The 21,376-nt window shown below is 45.0% G+C and carries 14 protein-coding genes and 1 tRNA gene; 5 read left to right on the forward strand and 10 right to left on the reverse strand.

All coding sequences use genetic code 11. From position 1 onward, the window contains the following. The first annotated feature begins 568 nt into the window (after positions 1 to 568). From L1278_RS13410 to L1278_RS13425, 4 genes are all read left to right on the forward strand, one after another. Positions 569 to 3,295 (forward strand): D-alanine--D-alanine ligase, encoded by a 2,727-nt coding sequence (locus tag L1278_RS13410; protein WP_253405258.1) that lies wholly within the window; start codon positions 569 to 571, stop codon positions 3,293 to 3,295. Positions 3,296 to 3,498: 203 nt separating this feature from the next. After that, a complete protein-coding gene (locus tag L1278_RS13415) occupies positions 3,499 to 4,275 on the forward strand; it encodes a PASTA domain-containing protein (protein ID WP_253405260.1) in 777 nt (258 codons plus the stop codon). A gap of 51 nt (positions 4,276 to 4,326) precedes the next feature. Then, positions 4,327 to 6,138: a T9SS type A sorting domain-containing protein gene (locus L1278_RS13420; protein WP_253405261.1), complete on the forward strand. Its 1,812-nt coding sequence runs from the start codon at positions 4,327 to 4,329 to the stop codon at positions 6,136 to 6,138. After that, the gene (locus L1278_RS13425) at positions 6,135 to 6,437 is read left to right on the forward strand and encodes a rhodanese-like domain-containing protein (protein WP_253405262.1); all 303 of its coding nucleotides are present in this window, start codon (positions 6,135 to 6,137) and stop codon (positions 6,435 to 6,437) included. The genes L1278_RS13420 and L1278_RS13425 overlap by 4 nt, the downstream gene beginning before the upstream one ends. A 575-nt stretch (positions 6,438 to 7,012) precedes the next feature. On the opposite strand, the gene L1278_RS13430 is transcribed toward L1278_RS13425, so the two are convergent. Together L1278_RS13430 and L1278_RS13435 are read right to left on the reverse strand one after the other, a co-directional pair. After that, complete coding sequence (locus L1278_RS13430; protein WP_253405264.1) at positions 7,013 to 8,299, reverse strand: site-2 protease family protein; 1,287 nt, start codon at positions 8,297 to 8,299, stop codon at positions 7,013 to 7,015. After that, positions 8,286 to 8,918 (reverse strand): HAD-IA family hydrolase, encoded by a 633-nt coding sequence (locus tag L1278_RS13435; protein WP_253405265.1) that lies wholly within the window; start codon positions 8,916 to 8,918, stop codon positions 8,286 to 8,288. Before L1278_RS13435 ends, L1278_RS13430 begins: the two co-directional genes overlap by 14 nt. A 90-nt stretch (positions 8,919 to 9,008) precedes the next feature. Here L1278_RS13435 and L1278_RS13440 point away from each other — a divergent pair. Continuing rightward, a tRNA-Ile gene (locus L1278_RS13440) sits at positions 9,009 to 9,082 on the forward strand. Between the two features lie 153 nt (positions 9,083 to 9,235). Here L1278_RS13440 and L1278_RS13445 read toward each other — a convergent pair. The 8 genes from L1278_RS13445 to L1278_RS13480 all read right to left on the reverse strand — a co-directional run bounded on the left by L1278_RS13445 (position 9,236) and on the right by L1278_RS13480 (position 21,375). Next, on the reverse strand, positions 9,236 to 10,561 hold the full coding sequence (locus L1278_RS13445; RefSeq protein ID WP_253405267.1) for an McrC family protein: 1,326 nt from the start codon (positions 10,559 to 10,561) through the stop codon (positions 9,236 to 9,238). Next, the gene (locus tag L1278_RS13450; RefSeq protein ID WP_253405270.1) at positions 10,551 to 13,280 is read right to left on the reverse strand and encodes an McrB family protein; all 2,730 of its coding nucleotides are present in this window, start codon (positions 13,278 to 13,280) and stop codon (positions 10,551 to 10,553) included. Before L1278_RS13450 ends, L1278_RS13445 begins: the two co-directional genes overlap by 11 nt. 48 nt (positions 13,281 to 13,328) lie before the next feature. Continuing rightward, on the reverse strand, positions 13,329 to 14,501 hold the full coding sequence (locus tag L1278_RS13455; RefSeq protein WP_253405271.1) for a hypothetical protein: 1,173 nt from the start codon (positions 14,499 to 14,501) through the stop codon (positions 13,329 to 13,331). An 80-nt stretch (positions 14,502 to 14,581) separates the two neighbouring features. Next, positions 14,582 to 15,754 carry a PD-(D/E)XK nuclease family protein gene (locus tag L1278_RS13460; RefSeq protein WP_253405273.1) on the reverse strand — a complete coding sequence of 391 codons (1,173 nt, stop codon included), beginning with the start codon at positions 15,752 to 15,754 and terminating at the stop codon, positions 14,582 to 14,584. A gap of 42 nt (positions 15,755 to 15,796) precedes the next feature. After that, the gene (locus L1278_RS13465; protein ID WP_253405275.1) at positions 15,797 to 16,756 is read right to left on the reverse strand and encodes a hypothetical protein; all 960 of its coding nucleotides are present in this window, start codon (positions 16,754 to 16,756) and stop codon (positions 15,797 to 15,799) included. A gap of 12 nt (positions 16,757 to 16,768) precedes the next feature. Further along, positions 16,769 to 17,713, reverse strand: coding sequence for an HNH endonuclease (locus L1278_RS13470; RefSeq protein ID WP_253405277.1), 945 nt, complete (start codon positions 17,711 to 17,713; stop codon positions 16,769 to 16,771). A gap of 5 nt (positions 17,714 to 17,718) precedes the next feature. Continuing rightward, positions 17,719 to 19,620 (reverse strand): AAA family ATPase, encoded by a 1,902-nt coding sequence (locus L1278_RS13475; RefSeq protein WP_253405280.1) that lies wholly within the window; start codon positions 19,618 to 19,620, stop codon positions 17,719 to 17,721. A gap of 36 nt (positions 19,621 to 19,656) precedes the next feature. Next, entirely contained in the window at positions 19,657 to 21,375 is a 1,719-nt protein-coding gene (locus tag L1278_RS13480; protein ID WP_253405285.1) for a restriction endonuclease subunit S, read from the reverse strand. Position 21,376: the final 1 nt, after the last annotated feature.

Genomic DNA, 21,376 nt, shown 5'->3' on the forward strand with positions numbered 1-21,376 from the left:
AACAGATCACCTTAGCCAGGTGCACTTTACGACACTCCACTGTTCGAGCGTACGGGGAGTTTAAAAGCGTCTTGATTTTTTGCCTACTTTGGGGGTAGGGGCCCTCTTTTTTCTCATTAAGGAAAAAAGTAAGGCCCGCCCGGCCAGGGCAAGCTAAAGAGCACTGAAGGTGGCTATACCTACTACAAGCAGTTGCTATACCTATACTGGTTCAAAGGGATGTGGACATCCCCAGCAGTTTGCTTTCGGATTTAAAGTTCCGAAAGAGCTTTTTCGGAGTGAACCTATTTGTAGAGTGCTGGTTTCTTTTGACTGCTATGCCTCTACCTAGGCCAGAGGCTCTACAATAGTAGACACAAGCGAATACGCTCGCGTCATCAGACATAATACTCCCAGCTGCCAGCCCGGCAAACCACCTCCCTCTTGGTTAAACATCGAATTTCTACACCACCTCCACCGTTATAGGTATAGCAAGCATCATAAATCCCGATTTTGCTATGTAAATCCAAAAGCATCCTGTATCTTTTGCCCCTTAAAATACTGAGTGTATTTGTTACCTTTGCATACCATGAAAGTAGGAATAATATTTGGCGGACCATCCCGTGAGCGGGAGATTTCATTTGCAGGTGGCCGCACCGTGTACGATAACCTCGATAAAGCCCTTTTTGAAGCCGTTCCGGTGTTTGCCGACAGCCTTGGCAACTTCATTTTGCTGGACTGGCAGTACATTTATAAAGGCACCATTCGCGACTTCTACCCGCCGGTGGAGGCCCTGCCGGAGAGTGAGCACGGACTGCAGATCTACCTGGAGTCGTTAGGTGATATGAGCGTGGAGGAGCAGGACCGCATTATTGCGAAAGCTGGGAAGCGCCTGTTGCCGCATGAATTCAAAAATCATTTCGACTTCGCTTTCCTGGCCCTACACGGACCGTACGGCGAGGACGGCAGCATTCAGGGTTTGCTTGAGTGGTACCACATTCCGTATTCTGGCTCAGGTATACTCCCATCAGCGATAGGTATAGACAAGGCGGCGCAGAAGGAGATGCTCAGGCAGCATGGCTTCCCGACGCCGGATTACCGCAAAGTGCAGTACGCTGAGTGGAAGGATGTTAACAATCGTAAGCAGCTGTTCGAGTCGCTGGTAGCTGATTTAGGTCTACCGCTGGTGCTGAAGGCACCGCATCAGGGCTCTTCGATCGGCGTTTCCATTGTGAAGGAGCACAACTACGAGCTGTTCGAGCAGGGTATGGACCGTAGTTTCTTTACCAAGAATATTTACAGGGCGCAATGGCAGGCGCTGGGTGAGGAGAAGCAGGTGGCCAGCATGAAGCAACTCGTGGATATCCGCGAGGGTATCGGCATGCCGGTGGTGCTGGAAAACGGTACTATTCTTTATCACCCGGAAGAGTTGCTGAATCACATCAACCATACCTTTGAAACAACCGATACCGAAACCATCGTGCTGACCAGTGTCGAGCACGAGCAGCAGGTGCTGGTGGAGGCCTTTATCAATGGACGTGAATTCTCTTGCATCGTAGTGCAGGACGAAGCCAGTCAGCCGATTGCCTTGCCACCAACTGAGATCGTGAAGGGTAATGAGGTGTTTGACTACCGCTCGAAGTATCTACCAGGTCTGGCACGCAAGATCACACCGATCAATTTGCCAAGCGAGCAGATTCAGGAGATTCGTAAGGCCTGCAGCAAGCTGTTCGTGGACCTGGGCTTCAACGTGTACGCCCGTCTCGATGGTTTCATCACCGAAGAAGGCAACATCTTCCTGAACGACCCGAACACAACGTCGGGTATGCTGCCGTCGTCTTTCTTCTTCCACCAGGCGGCGGAGATCGGCTTGAACCCATCGCAGTTCCTGACTTATATCATCCGAACCTCAGTGGCTGAACGACTGAAATCTGGTAAAGATACCGTGTCGCTGACCAAACTGCTGAGTAAACTCGACAATGCCATCCGCGAGGAAAACGCCCACCGCCACGACAAGATCCGGGTGGGGGTAATCATGGGTGGTTATTCATCTGAAAGACATATTTCGGTGGAAAGCGGTCGTAACATCTACGAAAAGCTTTCTTCCTCCACTAAATACGAGCCGCTGCCGATCTTCCTGACAGGCAGCAACGAGGCCCATCGTCTGTACAGCATTCCGATCAACATTATGCTGAAAGACAATGCTGACGACATCAAGGAGAAAATCCATCACTTTGAAGAAGGTGGTAAGCCACACCCGGTACTGCAGGAAATCATCAGCGAAGCTGAAGGCATCACGCGCAAGTATACTGGCAAGAGTCTGGATGAACCGAGCCGCCTGACCTATACCCAGTTGCAGAACATGGTAGATGCCGTGTTCATCGCCCTGCACGGTCGTCCGGGTGAGGATGGTGCTTTGCAGCAGGAGCTCGAGAAGCTGTCTATACCTTACAATGGTTCCGGCATCAGTTCTTCTCAGATCACGATTAACAAATACGAAACGAACGAGATTCTTGCCAAGCATGGCGTGCCGGTAGCGCATCACCGCATGGCCTGGAAAGAGGACTGGCTGAAAGACAAAGAAACTTTCTACCAGAGTCTGGAAACCGAATTCCGTTATCCGTTCATTGCCAAGCCAGCCGACGATGGCTGTAGCTCGGCTGTGAAAAAGATCAAGAACCGCGCGGAACTGGACGCCTTTACAACTCTGATCTTCCGTGAAATGGAGGAGCTGGACACGGAGTGCGCCAGAACACTGTCGCTTGGTTTCAAAGAAGAATTTCCAAACAAACAAGGCTACCTGGTGGAAACACTCATCAGCCGAAACGGAGCGAAACACTTCCTGGAAATCACCGGTGGTTTGCTGACCAGGTATGCACCGGATGGCACCGTTGATTACGAAGTGTTCGAAGCGTCGGAAGCTTTGGCTGAAGGCGAAGTGCTGTCGCTGGAAGAGAAGTTCTTGGCAGGAGAGGGGCAGAACATCACCCCGGCCCGTTATGCTGCTGATCCGGAGCGCCGCCAGAAGATATCTGATCAAGTGAAGGAAGACCTGAAGCGAGTGGCCCAGATCCTGAACATAGAAGGCTATGCCCGTATCGACGCTTTTGTGCGCGTGCTGGATAACGACGAGGTGGAGACCATCATCATCGAGGTGAACTCCCTGCCAGGTATGACCCCGGCAACCTGCATCTTCCACCAGACCGCCATCAACGGCTACAAGCCTTACGAGTTCATCGACCGCATCCTTACTTTTGGTGTGGAGCGAAACGAGCGGGCCAAGGAGCTGGAAGGGTATAAGTCGAGGAATGTGTAAGTTTAGAAGTTAGTGATGGAGTGAATTAGCGAATGAGTGATTCAAGGGTTAATTGAGTTTTTAAATAAACGAATCATTGTTCGACTTACTGTCTGGGTTAAATCTTTATTTTTGAATAACTAAACTCTCTAATCACTCAGCCACTCAATCACTAAAACAAAATTAAAAAGTCCCGAGGGGGCAGACAATCAACAATAAATTAAATGTTAAAGACGAATTCATTTGTGGGGGTGCTGGTACATCTGGCTTTGATGGGAGTGATCGTGGCCGGGTTGATCTTCGGATTCTTCTACCTATACCTGCCGTCGGCCACCAACCACGGCGAGACTATTTCGGTACCGAAAATCACGGGCATGCAGCTGCCGGATGCGGAGCCTTTTCTGGAAGAACAGAACCTGCGCTACTTCGTAAACGACTCCAGCTATCACCCGGAGTACAAGCCTTTTGAAATTCTGACGCAAGATCCGTCACCGGGCTCCAAAGTGAAGGAGAACCGCAAGATCTACATCAGTATCAACATGAAAAACCCGCCGATGATCAAGATGCCAAAGCTGATTGACGGGTCGGTGAAGAATGCAGAGCTGATCCTTAAAAGCTACAATCTGCGTCGCGGAAAGATAACCAATGTGCCTGATCTACAGCATGGCGCTGTGTTGAAGCAGTTTGTGAACGGTAAAGAGATACAGCCGGGCGACCAGGTGCCGAAAGGCGCTGTTGTAGACTTACATGTGGGCGACGGTTTGGGTAATACCGAGTTTGAAGTGCCTGATGTGGTAGGTATGCCACTCGACGAAGCTTCGGTGCTGCTGGTTGGCCAGAAACTCCAGCTGGGCAATATCATTTATGTGGCAGGCAGCGGAAAGCCGGACGGTACGATTGTTCGTCAGCGTCCGATCGCCGATGTGAAAGCCAAGATACGAACAGGCGAGCTGGTGGATCTTTGGGTGGCTGGCGAAGAGCCTGTGCAAGGTATAGACTAATAAATTCGCCCGCTACTCACTGTGACGGGCGCATTTTATATAAGTTAAGGTATGGGTATAAGACGGTTTCTGTTGACGATGGTAGTGCTCTGCTGCGGCTCTTTTGCTTCGGCTCAGGGCGTACTGACGCCCTTGCAGCAGGACCCGCAGCGTATACCTACAAGCAGCGCCTATCAACTCCGCACAGAGAACGATCCGCTTTCGCTACCATTTTTTGATGATTTCTCCGGTGCTGTGATCACCCCTGATCCGGCTTGCTGGATCAACGGCGGCACTTACGTAAACAACCGCTTCGCCCTTCGGCCGGTGACACGCAATGTGGCTACGTTCGACGGGCTCAATGCGCAGGGAAATCCCTATGGCAGCAACATCGCTGGTCCGACCGATACGCTCACTTCGCAGCCTATCCGGTTGGGGGGACTCACGCCAGCCGACTCTGTATACCTGAGTTTTTACTGGCAGTCTGGTGGACAGGGTAGTGCGCCGGAGCGAAACAATAACAACCCACGCTTCTTGCGCCTGGAGTTCAAAGATGCCGACAGCACCTGGGTACAGGTATGGCAGCAGACCGCACCGGGACTGGTGACGGAATTTGCACAGGCTTGGGTAGCGGTTCGGGAGCAACGCTTTCTGCACGACGAATTTCAGTTCCGTTTCCGCAGCGAAGGCACCCGCAATGCCCTGCGCGACGTCTGGAACCTGGACTACGTGGAGCTGGACCGCAATCGTCGTCGTGGCCAAAACACCACCCGCGACATCGGCATCAGCGAGAGCGTTTCGTCATTGATGGATTATACCGCAGTGCCCGCCCGTCAGTTTCTGGCTAACCCCGAGCTATACCTGCGCGATGAGATATCAGCCAGCCTGAATAACTTGGGCGACCTGCCGGGAGCCATTGCGTGGCGTGCCTTTATACAGCAGGTTGGCGCTTCGCCGGTCGATACCTTCCTGCGGGAAGAAGGACTTATCCCTGGCCAGGCACGGCAGCGCCCGATAACTGCAACACCGCGCATCAGCAATCTTAACCTCAATCCGGAAAGCTTTGTGTTGGAGCACGGTCTCTGGCTCGATACAAAAGAACAGAACGCCCGGCAGCGCGCCAACGACAGCACCCTGCAACGTACCACCTTCAGCGATTATTTTGCCCTGGACGATGGTACAGCTGAGGCCGGTTACAGCAGTCTCTATACCTATGGCAACACCCAGGTGGCGCAGCGCTTCGAAGTGGCTGCTCCGGATCAGGTACGGGCATTCCGGGTGCATTTCCCGCAGGTGGGTGTGCAACATAACAACATCTCCATCGTCTTCCGCATCTGGGCTGACGACAACGGACGTCCGGGTCGCACCTTGCATGAGCAATCTTTTCCGGTGCAGCAGAACGAGGGGCTCAACACTTTTTATGAAGTGGAGCTGAATCAGCCGGTTCCGGTAGGGGGTATTTTTTATGTAGGCTTCAGTCAACCCGCCACCTTATACCTGAATATCGGCTTTGACCGCAATGCCGGAACCACCGGACGCCTGTTTTACAACACAGTAGTTGGTGGCTGGCAGCAGGATTCTGTCAATGCAGGTGCTGTTATGCTGCGCCCTGTGATGGCCGGGCAGGCACTGGGTCTGGAAGAAGAAGCCCTCGAGACAAGACTGCAGGTATACCCGAATCCCAATACCGGCATTCTGAATTTCTCAGGTCCTTACCGATCTTTTTCGCTCTACGACGTAACCGGGCGTGAGATTCTGCGCCATAAAGCAACAGTCTGGCAGGAACCAGTGCGCCTCCCAAGACTTTCGCCAGGCTTATACACCATCCGAATTGAAACCGACCATCATACATTCACTACCAAACGCATCCTACTAAAATTATGATTACAACAGACATTACGGCCGAGGAACTCAAGGAAAGACTCGCCAAGGGGGAAACGCCCATCATTATTGACGTTCGCGAGGACTGGGAGCACCAGGAAAGCAGAATTGAAGGCGCACAGAACATCCCGCTAGGAGCTTTGCCGCAACGCCTCGATGACATTGAAGACTACAAAGACCTGGAAGTGATCGTGCATTGCAAGTCAGGTATGCGCTCGGCTTCTGCCAAGGCTTTTCTGCAGCAGCAGGGGTTCAAGCAGGTTCGTAACCTAGTTGGGGGAATTACTGGCTACCAGGGGTAAGGATGAGTATGGAGTATGGCGTGAGCGTTCTCGCTCGTGTCTGCTTTAGAAGGGGCCTTTGGCCCCTTTTTCTATTAGGTATTACTTGCTCATGCTAAGGTGGATATGGCTGTTCCAGGTATAGCAATGGTTGTGTTGTAGCAAAAGCTTTAGCTTTAGTAACTAATTTTGTTTTATAGCTTCGCCTGGCCGGCGGGCACTCACTTTTTGTCTTGATGAAAAAAGTAAGCAAAAAAATCAAGACTCCCCAAACTCGCTGAACGCTCAAACAGTGGGTAGTCGTAATGGTGCACATGGCTGAGGTGATCTGTTTCATTGTTCACGTTCAAGTTACTCTTGCTATACCTGCCAGTGGTGCATGAATCCTTAATGAAGCTACAGAGCTTATACCTAATTTTGATAATGGCAGAAAGTCCCCCTTCGAAGGGGGCAGGGGGATGTTAATCGTGCACAAGAAACTGCAGTTACAAAGCTCATACCTGTCAGATAGCAGCTACAGACTCCCTCCCCTGTTTTTAGGGGAAGGCTAGGATGAAAGTTCCCCCTCCTGTTTTTAGGAGGGGGCAAGGGGGAGGTTACTCAATCACAAAAGGCGTTGGACTAAAGCAAAGCAGGAAAATCACAAATGCCAATATCCCTAAGACCTTGCGGCCTGGCGTAAGCGGTGCTTCATTCGGGCAGGAGGGGTGGAAGATGCCCATGAGGCGTGAGAGTAGCAGACCGAAAACCAGCCAACCGCTATAGCCGTCGGCTGTAGGGTATAGCCAGGAAATTGCAAGCTGCACGACCAACACGATCAGTACCAAGTAAGTGGTAAAGCGCAGTTTCGGGGTGGCGGGCTCCAGCACAAAGAACAGGTAGAGCACATACAACGGCCATACCCAGATGTAACCTGCCACTTCCGGGAAGGTCTCAGCCAGGCTGTACTGCGCCAGCAGCATTCCAAACGCCGCCATCAGGCCATGCCGGTTGTCGTGCAGAATGCCCCGGAAGGCAAAAAACACGAAAGGAGCCAGTACTACCAAAAGGCTGTCATCCCAGAGCGGCTCCTGGTGCGGGGAGATCATCCCCATTCCGGCATACAGGATAAACAAACTGAAGAAGATCGGCGAAAGTTGGTTGAAGCGCTTATACCCAATCAGGCCATAGAGCACATGTCCGCCGTCCAGCTGACCGATGGGCAGCAGGTTGAGGGCCGTGAAGAACAAAGCCAGGTAGCCCGCAAAGAGTAGCGGGTAGTGGATCACTTCATAGGCATTGGGCACCAGCGCCGGGTCTGCCACATAGCGTTCGAAAAACCAAAACAACAAGTTCTTGCCGAGCGAGAAATTACCATCACCCTGGTATACATACTGGGCATAGTCGAGTCCGAATTGCTGGTACTCCGGATGGATCGTGAAAATAAAATCCGGGTCGGGCAGGTGCGTGAAGCCATACCACAGCAGCGGGATCGCCACTACAAAGCCGGCCAGCGGACCAGCAATGCCAATGTCGAAGAACTGCTGCCGGGAAAAAATACGGCTCCTGATCCTGATGAAAGCCCCCATGGTGCCGATGGTAGACGTGATGCCAAACCACAGTGGGATGTAATAAGGCAATGATACGTCGGCCCGGTAGCGCTTCGCGGTGAAGTAATGCCCGAACTCGTGTACCGTGAGCACGCCCAGGAAAGGTATAGAGAAGTATAACCCGGCTGCCAGTTCGGCCCAATTAAAAGTACCCGTCCACGAAAATCCCTCCGGCCCCCAGAAGAACAACTTGCCAAAACGCCACTCGGCCCCGGCAATGGTTGTCGTGATCAGGGTGAGCACAAAGAGCAGCAGGTGCAGGCTATACCTGTTTTGCTGCTTAGGAAACCGCATCCCTGAACACCTGGTTGATAGTAAGCGGCGGCTCCAGGAAGAGTGTCTGCAAGCCCACTTTTCGGGCACTCTCGATGTGCTGGATGCTGTCGTCGATAAAGAGCGTTTCTTCACGCTTCAGGTCGTTCTGTTCCAGTATCTGCTCAAACACAATGGCGTCGGGCTTGCGCTGACCGATCAGGTGCGAGTAGTAGGCCTGCTCAAACAGCGAGTCGAGACTCGGCATGGTGAAGCTGTGTTCTACCATCTCGTTGAAACGCTTCATGTGGATGGCGTTGGTATTGCTGAGCAGGAAAATGCGGTATTTTTTGCCCAGCTCACGTAGCAGCTCAATTCTTTCAGCCGGAATGTCGAGCAACATGGCATTCCAGGCATCGTCGATCTGCTCGTCGGTGGCGTCGAGGTGGTAGGCTTCGCGCAGGTGCTGACGAAACTCTCTGGGGCTGCTGTTGCCGGTCTCGAAGAGGTCAAAGAGGTGAGACTGTGCGCGTTGGCTGTATTCGATGGTATGGCCTTCGGTGCAATACTGCTCCAGTTCGCGTATGCTTTTATGGTAATCTATGTTGATGATGACCCCGCCAAGGTCGAATATGATGTTTTTAACAGTTGTCAGGTCCACGAAATTTTTTGGTCTGGTATTTGAAATTGTCAGCACAAATATGTAGAATTGCACTCCCAAATCAAAGGAAGCACATTCTTTTAAGGGAACGGGCCTATAGCTCATTCGGTTAGAGCAACTGACTCATAATCAGTAGGTGCCTGGTTCGATTCCAGGTGGGCCCACTTGATAATCAAGCACTTACGTAGAGAAATCTGGTAAGTGCTTTTTTATTTGCACACAATTTGCACACGTTTCTTCGAATAAGGGTCTGTAGTTTCTGCCTTTACAGCATGATTATGTGACTCCAATATTGCTTACACAGGTTAATGCTCGCCCTAATTGATATTCAATAAACTTGCCAAGGCTTTCATTAGTCCCTCTTCAATGACTTTTTGGTTATTCTTGCTCCAAAAAGGCACCTCACTTACTTTGACATTGATAATCCCCTCTCCAAGACCTGATGGGATACAAAATGTATAATCATCCGCCAGCTCCTCTGAAGTGTTAGGATAGAGCAGAATCACGTTTTCGCACCCTCTTCTGTAAGCGTAGCTGACCATCTGGTACATGTCCGACTGCGCCATCTCCTGCTTAATGTCAGTGTGTCTCAGATCCCAGCGAGGTTTATACTTGGTGTCGATAATGATCCTTTCGCCTGTCTTTCTATGCTCCAGAAAGATATCGTGCTGCATCTGGAAGGCCTTGGGGCTGTCTGAAAGGTAGAGGTCCGACTTCTGTGCATGCACTTTGTAGACATTTCCAAAATGCTTCCTGACAAAGCCTAACACAAAATCTTCAAACACATACTCCATCGGCAGCAGCAAAGCCCACTGCAGGCTGTCATAGGTGTGAGAGGAATACAGCTGCTGGTTTAGTATGCGCTTGCACCATTCGATGATGGTTGCATATTCTGTGAAGAGGGGATTAAGCGATACTGTATCCAAATCAGAGGCTGAGCAGGGGACATCCTCCACCTCATCCAGCTGGAAGGTGATTTGCTGTAGCAGCGACTGGGTGCTTGCGAGCTTGGTACTGCTTTGGAGTAGACGGCACACATATTTTATGGCGCGGTTGAGCGTGTTGTCGTATAGGAACGGCTCGTGCACACAGTCAATGTGGTGGTAGTTGCCGGTAGTCATGCCGTTGCGGATGTAGGCGCTGAAGTCTATCCTGCCTTTAGGGGAGTAGAGCACCTCCGTTACTTCTTCATACTGGCTGTAAGGCTGTGTGGCTATTACCTCAGCGGTGTAATTGGCAAAATGCCAGATCAGTAACTCAGGTAAAGGGTCTGCATCCTGTTTATCCAAAGAGGAATCCAGCACAGGGAAGTGTAGCTTGCTGCAGTAGCTGAACCAATAGAAGATGTGGTCCAACATGAGTGCTTTGCTAACAGATGGCTCCCTTTTGAAGACCTTGGGATAGATTTCGATTGTTTCTCCATCCTGTTGAATAAAGCCAATAAAGTTCTGCGTCTTGAAATCATTCCCATCAAACTTCAGAAACGGCTGAGATTGCTTCTCTTCTTCTGGCGCGGTATTTTCCTCGAAGAACTCTTCAGCATAGGCAATATAACGGTCTTTCCATACCTGTTGCAGGAAAGACTCCAGCTTCTTTCTGTTAAGCTTACCGAGCGGGTGGAATGCACTATATTCAAACAGCATGTCTAGCCTTGGCTATTGCCCAATCGTAGTTGTCTGTATCATATTTTACTTCATAGCCGCTGTTACTGAATAGATCGCGCACTAAGTCAACTTTACCAGAGAAGTACTCCATGAGCAGTGGTATGACCTTTCGCTTCAGAGTAGTGTATAGGTCTTGGTCTGTTATCTTGTTGATGAAGTAAGCGTGACCCACCAGGAAATCTGCACCTTTCTTTTCAAATATCTTCTTGTTGAGAGCCGCTAGCAGATCAGGCACATCGTCATGCATTTTTCCCTCTGCGGCAAGATCGTTTATAACTGATTTAGTAGGGTAAAACCCTCGGAACTCAAACCTTCTTCGAAGAGCAATATCAACAAGCGCAATAGATTTGTCAGCGGTGTTCATAGTGCCAAGTACATATAGGTTAGGAGGAAGGGCAAAATCCTGTTCTCCATTTGGTAGAGTAAGTCTTAGCTCGTTCTCGGCTCCTAGGCGCTTGTCTTCCTCCAGCAGCGTGATCAGCTCACCAAATACTCTGGAGATATTGGCCCTGTTGATCTCATCAATTATCAGTACATAATTTTTTAGCTGCGATACATTATTGGATTTCTCAACTGTGCTAGAGTGCCCAATTGCACTGGATTGCCAGCCCTGTTTCCAAAGTTTTTCTAAAACATATCTATAGTTATTTCGAGGGCCACCTTTGATAAATTCTCCTCTGTCAAAAGCAGTAGGATCTTCATAGGCTTTTTTTAGAGTCGCTTTTGTCAACGAATGGTCTTTTGAACCACTATGATATTCAAGCCTTATACTTTCACCAGTAATCTCAATAATCTTAAGTGTCTTCCCTGACTTCATCGAAATTTCAACCTCTTTACCATTTTCTATCAATGGCTTGAAATACTCTTTGAAAGCCTCCTCAAAAGGTTTAAGAGAAGGGGAAGAGTTTACTTTGACCTGTGGCTTATTATTATCTAGCTTTTTATCACCTTGCTTATCATACTCTTTTTTTGCCCTTTCACAGATATTGTAGAAGATACCTTCATTCTTTCTAAACTTCAAGTCAGCATGGTTCAAGTCTGGCTTTATACCTACCACAAAATCCTCATAGGAGTAATTCTGATGGAAGGTGATAAATTCGATCTGACCTTCTTTCTTCAGTTGATCGAATGTCTTTTTATTTGTTGCATGAGCAGAATCTTTCTTTCCTGTTATCAACTCAACGGCAAGTTCTATAGTATTATATGTTTTGCCGGTTCCTGGAGGGCCGTAGAGGATTATGTTTAAAGGTGTTTGAGGTGTTTTTAATAGATTAATATCATTTCCAGCTTGCAATGTAAGGTCAACGTTATCATCTAGATTGATAGGAGTTTGTACTAGCTTAGTCATAAAATAAGGCTCGAATAGGTACTTATTTGCTTCATCTAATTCATCCTCCTTAATAATAACACAGGTACTATTACTATTAGGAGTCCACCATTTCTGAGTGCCTCTATACTTAGTTTTATTTTTTGGTATAGACACAAGTTCAAAAGGCCTTTCAAGCCAGCCACCATTTCCGTAACCATTGTAAATAGCCGGAACTGCATCACCAGTGATTCTACCTAATAAACTAACAGCCACATTTCTATTACCAGGTGTCAAGTAAAAATAGTCTCCGACTCTCATCTTTTCAGAAAAGACTGATCCTTGGCTCTCGTTACTACGGCCAAGTGATTTGGTATCCTTATGAACCAGGATTTTGCATTGAGAAATACATTCCTCTATTTCCTTATCAGTAAAATCACCCATAGATACTTTAAAGACAGAAGCATCTCCTATCTCAATTTCTTCCAACCCTTTGTCGAGCATCCTGTAGAGTATATCCTGAGCAAGAATTTTGCGATTGGTATCCTTGAAGGCATCCTCAGGTATGAGATTATCTACCATATCTGATAGTTCAGTATCCGGCTCTAGATACTCTGATATAAACTCATTCAGTAACTCCAGGTAATGCAGATATTTTTCACCTTTTTTCCTTGCTTTTACACCGATTAACTTACAATACTTTTGATAGAAAGAATCTTTGTAGAAAGGATATTTATCCGGATTATGGAAAGCCAGGAACGTAGCCATCGTTCTCTCATCTTGATGGTGAGAGTACTTATCTTCAGGGACTAATTCCCGGTAAAGCTTCAATGTTTCTGTATGGAAGAATTCTAGCCTTTCAGCCAGTGGAAGGCTTTCATTGAACAGTACTTTAAAGCATTCCCTGTATGGCTCTGCTCTATCTTTGGCAAGATGATATATAACTGCTATACCTACACCATAAATAAGATTAGAGTAGTTGATACCTTTTAGTTCTTCTAGAAAATCAGACGCTGTTAGGTCAGGTCTCCCCTTATACTGATTAACTAACTTCCATTTATAGATTTCATCTGCAAGTTTATTCTCCTGTAGATCAATTTTATATTTGGCTATTAGCTCTTTGATAGGATCAGCCAAACTGTCTTTTTCTACTATAGCATAACCCATTTTTTCAAAGTACCTGTTTGTAGCATACCCACCACTATTAAACCAAATACGCTCCCCATTCATCTCCTCATGAGCTAGCCGCATAAGGTCTTTTGGAGGAAACTGTTCATTGCCAACTAGCACATTCCAACGGGTAGAAGGAACCAGATCGATGTTCTCAGATTTTATGCGAGCTACTGCTTTAAGGATGTGCTCTTTGGTGATGTTATTCGGTTCGAATGCCATATTTGGGAATAGTTTGTTTGGTAACAGATGCCGGCTATGAATTGTGCTTTACAGACCACAAGTATTAGCGTAATCTATTAGGCGACGCTTTGCTTCCTCCAGGCGCTCTTGCACATCATCCAACCCTCCAGTTGCGTCGGGATGTAATTTTCTACCACCTTCAATCAACTGGCGAGACCTTGGAGTAATTTTTCTGGCTGTTGCATCTTGCGCCTGCACCCAAAGGACACTCTCAATGCCAAGATTTATTGGCCGAAGTACGAATCTCCAGGAATTCTTATCTATCAACTTTTGCAATTCTCCTTTGATAAGGTCTATTGCTTCACCGTTTCTCCTATTAGATTTGTAAGTTAATCTTCCTTCTGGAATCGCTGGCTTAGGTGCTTGTTGCGCCTGTGGTTTTTCAGTAGGTGATTGTTTAACATCTGGCTTATCGGTGCTCACAATGTTTTGAGATACATTATGGCCAGCGTGCTTGTGCAGCACATCCAGTATCTTCTGAAAATTAGCACCGCCAGGTAAAGTATATGATCCAGCTACGGCTGTTAGTCCTTTAAAAACCTGCTCATCGGATGTATAATAGAACCACCCAGAAGCATTGCCTGGGCCGCTTGTGTTTGTTATTACTGTGGTGCAGTTTTGTAAGCCAAAGCCAATGAGGTCAGCCTGAAAATTCATCCAATCATTGGATGTAACAGAAAGCGTAACAGCTGATCTACCCACCATCAGGTTTCTGAGTAATGAAGTGTACTCGTGGATAGGATTGCCCAGTACTTGACTTTGCTGAATCACAAAAGCTTTGTCAGCAGGGTTGAAGCTATTGCTGTGGAAGGGAAAGGACTCCAGTTGAACAACATTGTTGTAGCCAAGGGCTCGCCCCATCTCAATCATTTTCTCAATCCTGGTTTTCGGGGTTCCTTTTAGCGTTTTTAAATAGTGGCTGGATAACACCTTTGCATTTTCTTCATAAGACAGCCCCGGATTTATGATACTCTTATTATCAAGTATGTTGTGTCTTCTCTGAAACTCCATTCCTCCGCCTGGATTATTGGTCAGGAAAAACATCGTATTACCTTCTTCAAAATCACCGCTAAGTATAAGGTATGGCTCAGGGCAGTACTCATCTTGGAAATTAGCTACCTGGTTTGCATTGAAACCAATATTTCCTGACAACCAGTTTTCAAAAAGCTGCTGGCAATATTTTTTGAATTCGTTCATCATCTTTATGGGTCAAATATTAAGTTTGGTGGTTGTGTAATTATAGAATCAAAGCTGTAAGAGAGCTTGTTTCATGTAGTGTGTTACTGCTGCAGCTCGGCTGCTAATTTTATTCTTTTCCTTAGTTCTTCTGTAACCTCTCTTTCCTGAGCAATTAGTCTGTCAATGAACTCCTCCAAATATGTAGAGTCTGTTGCCATCTTGATTCTTTCTTTGCGGTCTAGGTGCTCGAATTTTCCATACCGGCTAAAAGGCTTAGGATTAAACCAGCCGCAAAGCCACACGCTGGAATACATTTGGTTGTTGCTTTCTATTTGTTTTAGCAAGTCAGTGTAATAGCTTGGCTGCTCTGGGTTGCCTGTACTTTTACCAATTTCTTGATACCTATAGCCAAAATGAACTCCGTCACTATCTTCACCCCACATAACCTGAATGCATGAATCCTCCTGAAGAGATATATCAACAGATGAAAACTTACGATTAAACGTCTCGACAAACTTCTTTTTTGCGTCGCTTAGGAGCTCATTCACAGCCTGCTCACATGTGGTGTAGGCATCTACGTAATCCGGATTCTGTGACAGGAGTGCTTTTATTTCTTCCTTCATTTTTTCTGTGGAGGTTTGGTCAGTGAGTGAGCGTAGAAGATTGATGTATTGTACTATGCTCTCGCGTACAGTAGGCAGTAATGCTGCTTCTTTTTTGCACTTCTCCAGCCAATCAAGAATATCATTACTGTAAGAAATAAGCTTATACTTGTCAACAGAGAGCTGACCATCTGTACTTGTTAATGCAGGACTATTGCCGAATAGCGTCAGGTAATAGAGTTGGCCTCTTGGATCAAAGTTGTAGTACCTAAGCAGCTGATTTTTCTGATCTTGAGCATTAATTTTGTTTTCAATAATGATGTGTTTGCCTGTACCATCAGTTATAAGTATATCTATTTTCCCGCCCTTAGTATAATCAGCGTTAATGATACCTGTATACTTTTCCACCTCGGCAAAGGCAGTTCGCGTATCAAAGCCTTGAACTCCCAACTGCTCGACAAATAGACTGAGAAATAAATCTCCTTGTCCATGAGCACCACAAGGATTGAGCAACTCAGCCAAGAAAGCGGAATGTGCTCTTACTTCTGCCGTCTGAAGGCTCAGTATTTTAAAGATGTTAAAGTTTTCACCTGTCAGTTGAGCCAAATCGCTATATCGTTTAGAAATATGGCTGACTTCTGTTAAGAGGCTCTTGAGTTCGTATATATCCACCTTTTATTTTATGTGTTCGGTTCCGGAGATAGGGTAGGGGCTTCAGCTAAACAAGTCCAGCTGCTTTTTTCGAAGCTGGATATCCACTTTATACTTTTTGCCTTGCGGGGTCTCAACAGTGGCCTTATCATCACGAACAGTCAGGACGGTAGATACAGCGTACGAAGAGTTAATTATCTCACCTGTTTCCGTTATTTTTCGGGCGATTTCAAGGACACAGTCAATGCGGGTGCCGCTCCTGAAGGCTATACCTTTGCTCAGAATGTCGGACTTGAATTCACTATCCTTCATATAGAAGTCAATTGTCTCACCCAATGCTGTGTAATACCCTTTCCACTTGTAGGGGCCGGGTTTAAGAACAGGCGAAATAATCTCTATCTCAGCCTGATTATCTAAGACGGAAGGCAACTCGTCTGTATCCAAGATGAACTGGTCAAAGTCCTGCCTCGATACTACTCTGGGTTCGGTGACTTCTTCATTACTCGAATTCAACCTGCTGAAAGAGATTTGTGTAATTTTAGGGTAACTAGCTAGAGCCTTATAAAAGTTTGACTTATGCTTTGCGATTTTATAGCTGTTGTTGCTGATTACTTCTGCAGCCTTAGTGGTGTCAAGGGTTATAGCAGAGCGGCTGGATTCGTTTAATTCCTTTTCTAGCTTCTTGATTTCTAACCTAAGCTTTTGCTTTTGCAAATCTTCGAATTCTGAGTCAGAATTTAGTCTGTGTACAACAAAACCGGTGACCACACCACTTATGATACTGGTTATGATTGGTAGCAGAAACTGATTTTTTGTTATCAGCTCAAATATCTCTCTTAGTCCGCCTTCTTTATAAGGCTCGGTTTCGACTTTTAGCTGTATACCTGCAAGCGTGGCTATCTCTCTAACTATGGCTAATAGTTCTGCTTCACACTTATTCCTTACATAGGCATCCATGGAGTGGGACCCATTATTAAAGAAGTAATGAAGCTCGATTTTATTAATCACTGTTATGTTAGACATAGAATTGCTTGTTTAGTAATCTTCAGTTTTTGTGAGAGATTCTAGCATTTTCTCCTTATCTAGAATGTCATAAACGAGCTTTGAAAAAGGTCTTTTATAAAAGTCCTTCTCATCTTGATAAGTACCGAATGCGAAATAGTAGAGGCGTTCCTTTGATGTTTTAAGATTCTTATATGTATGATTTGCCAAAATTTCTAGGTAATCACCATTTGCCTCATCTTTCTTATCTAGAAGGTCTTTGACAATATATTTATGCCCGTTGTAGACCTTTTCAATTTTAAACAACTCAAGGCTTTTAGCAATCCTAATTTTATCTTTACAATCCTTTATAGGCTTTATAATAATCTCAATATCTTTTTCCCCGGCAGCGTTTACAGTTTCCTTATAGTCGAACTTCACGTGGCTCAGGATACTATCTACATAAGGGTGTAAATGTGTCTTTAGTTTGACATTCTTCTTCCCTTTAAAAGTACTGTTACATATTTTGCAGCTCGGAATTAGGTTGTAAAAAGAAAGAGCGAATAATGGGTATTGAGATTTTGGCAAATAGTGGTCAAAATCTGGCCTAGTTAGTTGTCCTTTTACTTCTTTGTTGTTGATAGTTATTGTATGTTCCCTATTACAGTAAGGACAAACATTCATTCCTAAGTTCTCAGCAAGGTTATATGCGTTATATCCTACCTTTTTCTCTATAAATAAATCATATTTAAAAATCGCTTTAATACCTTTGACAACTCTTTTCTTGTCTCTTCTATCTATTAAAGCTTTAAACTCTTCATGAACTTCTACCAGCCTTGTTGGAGTGCCTGTTAAAACATCTTCAAGGTTGTCGTCTAAATATATTTTAACATCCTTCGTTAAAGAGCTACTTTTAATTCTTTCCTTTAGAGTAGGAGTAAGTTGATGACTATGAATTTGAGCTGCGCTTTTTGTATTTGTTGTTATAATATGAATCATGTGAATTATAGATTTCTTAATCTCTCTTGAATTCGAGCAAGCTCCATTTCCAAAAACTCCTTCTCAGTCTTTCCTTCTTTTTGAGCTAATTGAAGTTCCAGTTGCTTTCTCAATAGTGGTTCATCAATAATAGAGATTACTTTTGATGCATATTCAAGCTCTTCTGCCATCGAATTGTTATCATTCAAAATGGCAATCACCCCATTGATTTTATTTACAGCTAGTTTACCTACTAGTCCGTCATTCAGAAAGAATGAATGTGCCATCAAGGTATGCACATTAGCTCCAAACGATTTTGTAGGACGTTCTGGACCTTCTAGAACAGCTGTAGTTTTATTGCTGTAGTTCTTCTTTAAATATATAATGTGTGAATTGGGTACATCTGACAAACTAATGGGTGAGTGTGTAGCAAAAATCAGCTGGATTTTAGGTTTATATACTTCTGCCCCATCCTTGAAGGAAAGTAGCTCTGGTAACCAAGTAATCAATTCTTTAATGTAGTCTTTTTGCCACTGTAAGTGGAAGCCTAATTCTCCTTCATCTATAAGTATATATATAATGTTGGGCAAAGGCTTTATACCTTTCTTATATCTTTCTTTTCGTCTTACTGAAATTTGATTCTTAGCATAATAAAATCTAGAGTAAAGATTAAATAAAGCTCTTTCACCTGTACTCAACCCAACCCAATCAAAATCAAGCAGCCCATTTGGTCCTCCATAATCAGAAAAATTTACTAATGATAGCAGGTACAACTCGTAAGAATTAATTACTGCTTCAGTTTCTGTAGGCAGCACGGTCCAACTGCAGTAATCATTACTTTCTTCCCTTGGATATCCTCCGAATATACTTTTCTTAGTTTCTTCTATGAAACTACCCGTTGCGCTGAAATCAATTAGGTCTTGATTTCTTAAAAAAGCAATTGTAGCATCCTCTTGATTTAGCTTTTCTAAATCCTCAGGAGAAATACCTACTTCTCCTTGATCTAGCCAATGATTTGTTTTCTCTAGATTATAGTAAATATTGGTTATTAGGTGGTAAAGAAAAAAAGCAAAACATTTTTGTTTTCGTATGTAAAGGTATTCTTCTGAATTGTCGCCATACAAACGCCTGGCATCATCTTCCTCATGTGCTAGATCATTTACTACATTGCTCTTCTCTACCAAAAGGTTATAGTATTTTCTAAATGTATGAGGTACATTTCTCACCCTTGAAAGATCAGTAGCATCATGAGGAAAGTCAGTTCTCACGGTGTTAATTACAACCCTCTTAGGTATATCAATCTTATTTTTGATTTCATTAGTTAAGATATTCTTATTGACTAATTTGATTTGCCTAAGACTGTCTTGAGCTTTGTGATATTCTACAATATGTAGATTCTCTCGAGCAGAGGTTTCATTATGTGAGTCTGCAAAAAGCAGCCAATTAGAAGAGACGTCTATTCCTATCGGGGTTTCATTACGAATAGGGTAAATAGATAAATCTAATGTAGGAGAATAAAAAATTACTTCATTATGTGGAATTACGTGTTCGTGAATATCCAGCATTTGAATTTGGGATTGATATTCTACGGTACTTCGAACATGAAAATTTATATCATTTTTTACTTTGCGCTTATAAATGATGATATAATCAAAATGACTACGTTCATCTGTTATAGCTCTTCTAAAAGCTTCTAAGAAATTAGTTTTACCGCTTCCATTATCACCTACTATTGCCGATAAGTTTATAATATCACTCTGACCTTCTTCGAAGCTGAAAAAGTCTCTTATGTAACTCTTGTTTTCTTCACCAGTAATTACATACTTATCACCTTCTTCTTTGATATTGAAGATGTACTCAGAGCCAAAATTGACTCCTAACTTTTTAATATTCCTGAATTCTCCAATCCAGAAGTAAACTATCTCCATTGGCTATTGCTAAGATTCTAATATTTGTAAGGGATTTTAACTAAACACTTCCTCATTAACTTGCAAAGCCACCTGCACTACTGCCTGCATCAGCGCTTCCGTCTCTTGCTTCGACTGCTGAATCTGGTGTTCTAATTCATCGCATAACTGCATAAGTTGGTCTACTTTGGCAACAATGGCTTCTTGTTCTGCAAGGGGAGGAATGGGTATAGGTAGTGTAATTAATCGAGCGCTTTTTATACCTGTTGCTGTCATTCCAGAAGATTTTTCTTGTAGCTGTCCCTGAAAAGGAGCAGAAAGGAAGGTGTGAAGTAAGTATTTAGAATTTATAACTATAGGTTGTATGGTAATGATTCTTTGAGCTAAAGCAAATGGTGGATCTACTTCTAATAAGCAAGCGCTACCCATAGGTGCTTCCGTAGTGAACAAAATATCACCTTTATTTGGTATACCTCTAGTCATATGTGACTTGTAACTTTCCTCTGATATGAATTCTTCTGGTGTAGGTGAGAAAAAGCCTTTTTTTACATTCTTTGCAGTAATCAGCTTTATGCCAGATTCAATTTTTAGAGGGGTTTTGCCTCTGTAATCTATGAAATTGGTTGCAAAGCCTAACCTACACCAAACCCAACCCTCCGGCAAAGTATAAGGCACTTCATCCTCTGAAATAGGCTCCAGCGGTTTTTCCTTTTTAATCTTTTTCTCCTTTACCAGTTGCGACTTTTCTGCCTGAATGCGTTTAAGAAGATCGGAGGCTGGCTCGGTGGTGGGGTTTTGGGTGCGCCAGGTGGCGGTGAGTCTGCCTTGCACAGCCAACTGAAGGATGGTTTCGCGGAGCTTTTTTACGTTCGCGGCTTCATCAAACATCGTCTGGAAGTGCTGCTTCAGGAAAAGCCAGTTTTGCTCCAGTTCCTCGTCGGTGGCGGCTGTTAATTGCTGTAAGGCGGCGGCTCCCAGGTGCTGCTTCAGCTGTATGCGTTCTGCCGTTTGCTTCTCCAGTTCCTCAATTTTCTGCATTAACTCTTCCACCTGCGCCACAATGGCTTCCTGCTCGGCAAGGGGAGGGAGTGGGAGAAGAGTATTCTTTAAATTACCTTGAGTTATTTGGTTTATAGTTGTAGTTGATACTCCTTCTAAGCTTTCACGATATGTTGGTGACTCAATAAAATACTTAATGTAAGAGTTATACTCACAGCGGAAAATAGCCATAAAAGCACCAAAAGCCATTTCTTCTTTTAAGTCGTTTATGATGGCACATTTTCCTACAAGCTTCTTACTTCCGTTTCTCGCACATATTAACAGATCTCCATTTTTAACAATGGCCTTCTCGTCAACAGCTCTGTCTACACGAACTAAATCATTTAAGCAAATTTTGCCGTTTTGAACATTCGAAGACCGCAATACTGGTATGCCTTTGTCAGAAATATCTTTAGGTGAATAAGTTAAGCCAATGTTAGTATATCCAATATCCCCCATTCTACACCAAACCCAACCCTCTGGCAAAGTATAAGGTATTTCATCCTCTGAAATTGGATCCAGCGGTTTCTCCTTTTTGATTTTCTTCTCCTTCACCAACTGCGCCTTCTCCGCTTCAATGCGCTTCAGCAGTACAGCGGCAGGCTCCACTTCAGGGTTTTGTCTGCGCCAGTTCTCGGTTAGCTTTCCCTGCACGGCCAGCTGTAGGACGAGTTCTTTTAGCCTGGCTGCGTTTTTGGGATGCAGGGTCAGGTTTTCGAATTGCTCCAGTAGTAACATG

The sequence above is a fragment of the Pontibacter sp. HSC-36F09 genome, assembly GCF_024171605.1.
Classification (GTDB): Bacteria; Bacteroidota; Bacteroidia; order Cytophagales; family Hymenobacteraceae; genus Pontibacter.

Excerpts from the sequence above, each read along its gene's own strand:
- L1278_RS13415 (WP_253405260.1), top strand. The coding sequence starts at position 3,499 with ATGTTAAAGACGAATTCATTTGTGGGGGTGCTGGTACATCTGGCTTTG.
- L1278_RS13445 (WP_253405267.1), bottom strand. The coding sequence starts at position 10,561 with ATGCTGTTTGAATATAGTGCATTCCACCCGCTCGGTAAGCTTAACAGA.
- L1278_RS13425 (WP_253405262.1), top strand. The coding sequence starts at position 6,135 with ATGATTACAACAGACATTACGGCCGAGGAACTCAAGGAAAGACTCGCC.
- L1278_RS13480 (WP_253405285.1), bottom strand. The coding sequence starts at position 21,375 with ATGTTACTACTGGAGCAATTCGAAAACCTGACCCTGCATCCCAAAAAC.
- L1278_RS13470 (WP_253405277.1), bottom strand. The coding sequence starts at position 17,713 with ATGATTCATATTATAACAACAAATACAAAAAGCGCAGCTCAAATTCAT.
- L1278_RS13475 (WP_253405280.1), bottom strand. The coding sequence starts at position 19,620 with ATGGAGATAGTTTACTTCTGGATTGGAGAATTCAGGAATATTAAAAAG.
- L1278_RS13410 (WP_253405258.1), top strand. The coding sequence starts at position 569 with ATGAAAGTAGGAATAATATTTGGCGGACCATCCCGTGAGCGGGAGATT.
- L1278_RS13450 (WP_253405270.1), bottom strand. The coding sequence starts at position 13,280 with ATGGCATTCGAACCGAATAACATCACCAAAGAGCACATCCTTAAAGCA.
- L1278_RS13420 (WP_253405261.1), top strand. The coding sequence starts at position 4,327 with ATGGGTATAAGACGGTTTCTGTTGACGATGGTAGTGCTCTGCTGCGGC.
- L1278_RS13455 (WP_253405271.1), bottom strand. The coding sequence starts at position 14,501 with ATGATGAACGAATTCAAAAAATATTGCCAGCAGCTTTTTGAAAACTGG.
- L1278_RS13430 (WP_253405264.1), bottom strand. The coding sequence starts at position 8,299 with ATGCGGTTTCCTAAGCAGCAAAACAGGTATAGCCTGCACCTGCTGCTC.
- L1278_RS13465 (WP_253405275.1), bottom strand. The coding sequence starts at position 16,756 with ATGTCTAACATAACAGTGATTAATAAAATCGAGCTTCATTACTTCTTT.